The sequence below is a fragment of the Bacillota bacterium genome (assembly GCA_040754675.1).
Lineage (GTDB): Bacteria > Bacillota > Limnochordia > Limnochordales > Geochordaceae > Geochorda.
In genome coordinates, this window is the sequence record JBFMCJ010000580.1 from 1 (window position 1) to 2,484 (window position 2,484).

Here is a 2,484-nt window from a genome sequence, read left to right on the forward strand (position 1 = left end):
TGTACCTTTGGGGAGTTGCGGTGGTAGAAGCCAGGCTTTTGGTGGAAGTGCGGCTTTACGGGAGGTTTGCGGCGCTGGCGGGCGTCCGGTCGGCGATGGAGGAGGCGGTGCGCCGGGTGCCCGTCAAGGACGGCGCCACGATTGGCGACGTCCTGCAGCAGCTGGACATTGGTGCGGGGGACGTGGGCCACCTCTTCCTCAACGGCCAGTACTCGGGGATGCGCCGCAGGGTGCGGCCGGGCGACCGGCTGGGTGTGTTTCCCCGGGAAATGGCCCTGATCTACCGCCAGTACTTCCCGCGCATCGAGGAGTGAGGTCCCTGATCACCGTCAACGTGAAGCTGTTTGCTACCTTGAGAGAGTGCTATCCCGGGGCCCGCACGGGGGTGCCCATCCAGGTGCGGCTCGAGGACGGCGCGACAGTGGGTATGCTCGTCCAGCACCTGGGTATCCCGAAAGAGGCGGTCCGCGTGGTCTTTGTCAACGGCGTGGTCGTGAACGATGCTTCGCCGCTGCGAGACGGGGACGACGTCGGCTTCTTCCCCGCCATCGCGGGCGGGGCCTGAGCGCGGCGTTGACGGTGCCGGCGCCGGGCTTAGCTGGTGCCACTGTACATGCCGGGCTGTAAGAGGTGCAGCACCAGGTTCACCGCGAAGGAAAGCCCGAGCAAAACGGCTCCAATGGCAAGGGCTAATTCGAAGTTACCCTTCCGGGTCTCCAGCACGATGGCCGTCGTCATGACGCGGGTGTACCCCTCGATGTCGCCTCCCACCATGAGCACGGCGCCCACTTCGGAGATGGCGCGCCCGAACCCGGCCACCACCCCTACGATCACGCCAAACTGCGACTCCCGCAGGAGCAGGTACAGGACGTGGCGAGGGGAGGCCCCGTCGATCAAAGCGGCCTCCCGGATCGACCGGTCCACTCCGGTGACGGCTGCCATCGTGATGCCCGCGACCAGCGGCGTGACGAGGATGGCCTGGGCGATCACCATGGCCGGGGGCGTGAACAGAAGCCCCCACGACCCGAGCGGCCCCTGGCGGGAGAGCAGCAGGAACACCACCAGCCCGACCAGCACCGGCGGCAGCCCCATGGCGGTGTAGAGGGCCGTCAGCACCAGGCGCTTGCTCCGGAAGTCGCGAAACCCGAGCACCGCCCCCAGCGGGATCCCGACGGCCGCGGCCACGGCCAGGGCCGAACCGGAAACCTCCAGCGTTCGCAGCACAATTGCAGTCACTTGATGCACTGCCCTCCCAGAGGAGTGAAGATGGGGCGTTGAAAGCGATCCCGGCCGAACGCGGCGATTTGAAGCTGCACTTCGGGTGAGAGCAGGTAGTCGACGAAGGCAGCCGCCGCAGCGAAGTTGACGTGCGGGAAGCGGGAGGGGTTCACCGCGACGGCGGCGTACTGGTTGAACAGGGTGGGGTCTTCCTGATCGTAGAGGAGTTCCAGGCGCAGACGGGGCCTCATCGCCAGGTAGGTGGCCAGGTCGGTCAGGACGTACGCCTGCCGCTGGTCGGCTATCGTGAGCGCCGCTGCCATGCCCGAACCGGAAGGGAAGTACCAGTGATGGCCCCGGGGCTCCACACCGGCCAGTTTCCAGACAGCCCGCTCTTTCAACTCGGTTCCTGACCCGTCCGCCCTGGAGACGAACGGAGCGCCCCGGCGGGCGATGCGGGCGAAGGCGTCGGCGGCGTTCGGCGCGGAACGCACCTGGGCCGGGTCGTCGGCCGGCCCCGCAAGGGCGAAGCGGCTGTAGGCGATGCACCTTCGCATGAGGCCAAAGCCGGCCTGGACGAACTCCCCCTCGAGTTCGGGCGCGTGAACCAGGACGAGGTCGGCGTCACCCCTGCGGGCTTGGGCGAGCGCCTGGCCGGTGCCCACCGCCACCACGTCGACGCGGGTGCCCGTCTGCCGGGTGAAGCCCGGAACCAGGGCATCCAGGAGGCCCGAGTCGGCGAGGCTGGTGGTCGTGGCCAGCAGGAGCCGGCCGGCGGCGTGAGCTTGCGCCCCTGAGCAGCCAGAAGGCGCCGCCCCGCCGAGGAAGTCTCTCGCCCCGAGCAGCAGGGCCAGGAGGGCCGGCATGATGGCTGCAGCGTAACGGCGCCGGGCCATTGGCGAGAACCTCACCCTCTTTGGGGTTTTCTAAGACCGTTTCAAATCCTTTCAGGGGGGCCGCCGCGGGATGGGCGAAGGGTCGCCTTTTATCGAGGTCTTGACGCCTCAGGAGGCAAAGGGGCGCTTTTTCGCCGCGTGGCAGCCGCCTCCGGTGAAGACCGAGAAGGTGGCCCTATTCGAGGCCCTGGGGCGGGTGCTGGCGGCCGACGTCGTGGCGGGCGAGGATCTGCCGCCGTTCGCCAGGTCGACGGTGGACGGGTACGCGCTCCGTGCGGCCGACACGTTCGGCGCCGGCGAGGGCCTGCCCGCTTACCTTTCGGTGGCTGGCGAGGTCGTCATCGGTCAGGCGCCCCGGCTGCAGATCGGG

Annotated in this window: 5 protein-coding genes; 3 read left to right on the forward strand and 2 right to left on the reverse strand. The window is 68.6% G+C overall.

Annotated features, from left to right (window positions below; all coding sequences use genetic code 11):
* Positions 1–314 (forward strand): hypothetical protein (locus AB1609_21125; protein MEW6048938.1); only part of this gene is annotated, 314 nt, incomplete at its 5' end.
* On the forward strand, positions 311–565 hold the full coding sequence (locus AB1609_21130) for a MoaD/ThiS family protein (protein MEW6048939.1): 255 nt from the start codon (positions 311–313) through the stop codon (positions 563–565). The genes AB1609_21125 and AB1609_21130, both read left to right, overlap by 4 nt.
* 29 nt (positions 566–594) lie before the next feature.
* On the opposite strand, the gene AB1609_21135 is transcribed toward AB1609_21130, so the two are convergent.
* Both AB1609_21135 and AB1609_21140 read right to left on the reverse strand, forming a co-directional pair.
* Positions 595–1,236 carry an ABC transporter permease gene (locus AB1609_21135; protein MEW6048940.1) on the reverse strand — a complete coding sequence of 214 codons (642 nt, stop codon included), beginning with the start codon at positions 1,234–1,236 and terminating at the stop codon, positions 595–597.
* A complete protein-coding gene (locus AB1609_21140; GenBank protein ID MEW6048941.1) occupies positions 1,233–2,129 on the reverse strand; it encodes a substrate-binding domain-containing protein in 897 nt (298 codons plus the stop codon). The genes AB1609_21135 and AB1609_21140 overlap by 4 nt, the downstream gene beginning before the upstream one ends.
* A 55-nt stretch (positions 2,130–2,184) precedes the next feature.
* Between AB1609_21140 and AB1609_21145 the strand changes: the two genes are divergently transcribed.
* Positions 2,185–2,484 (forward strand): hypothetical protein (locus tag AB1609_21145; protein MEW6048942.1); only part of this gene is annotated, 300 nt, incomplete at its 3' end.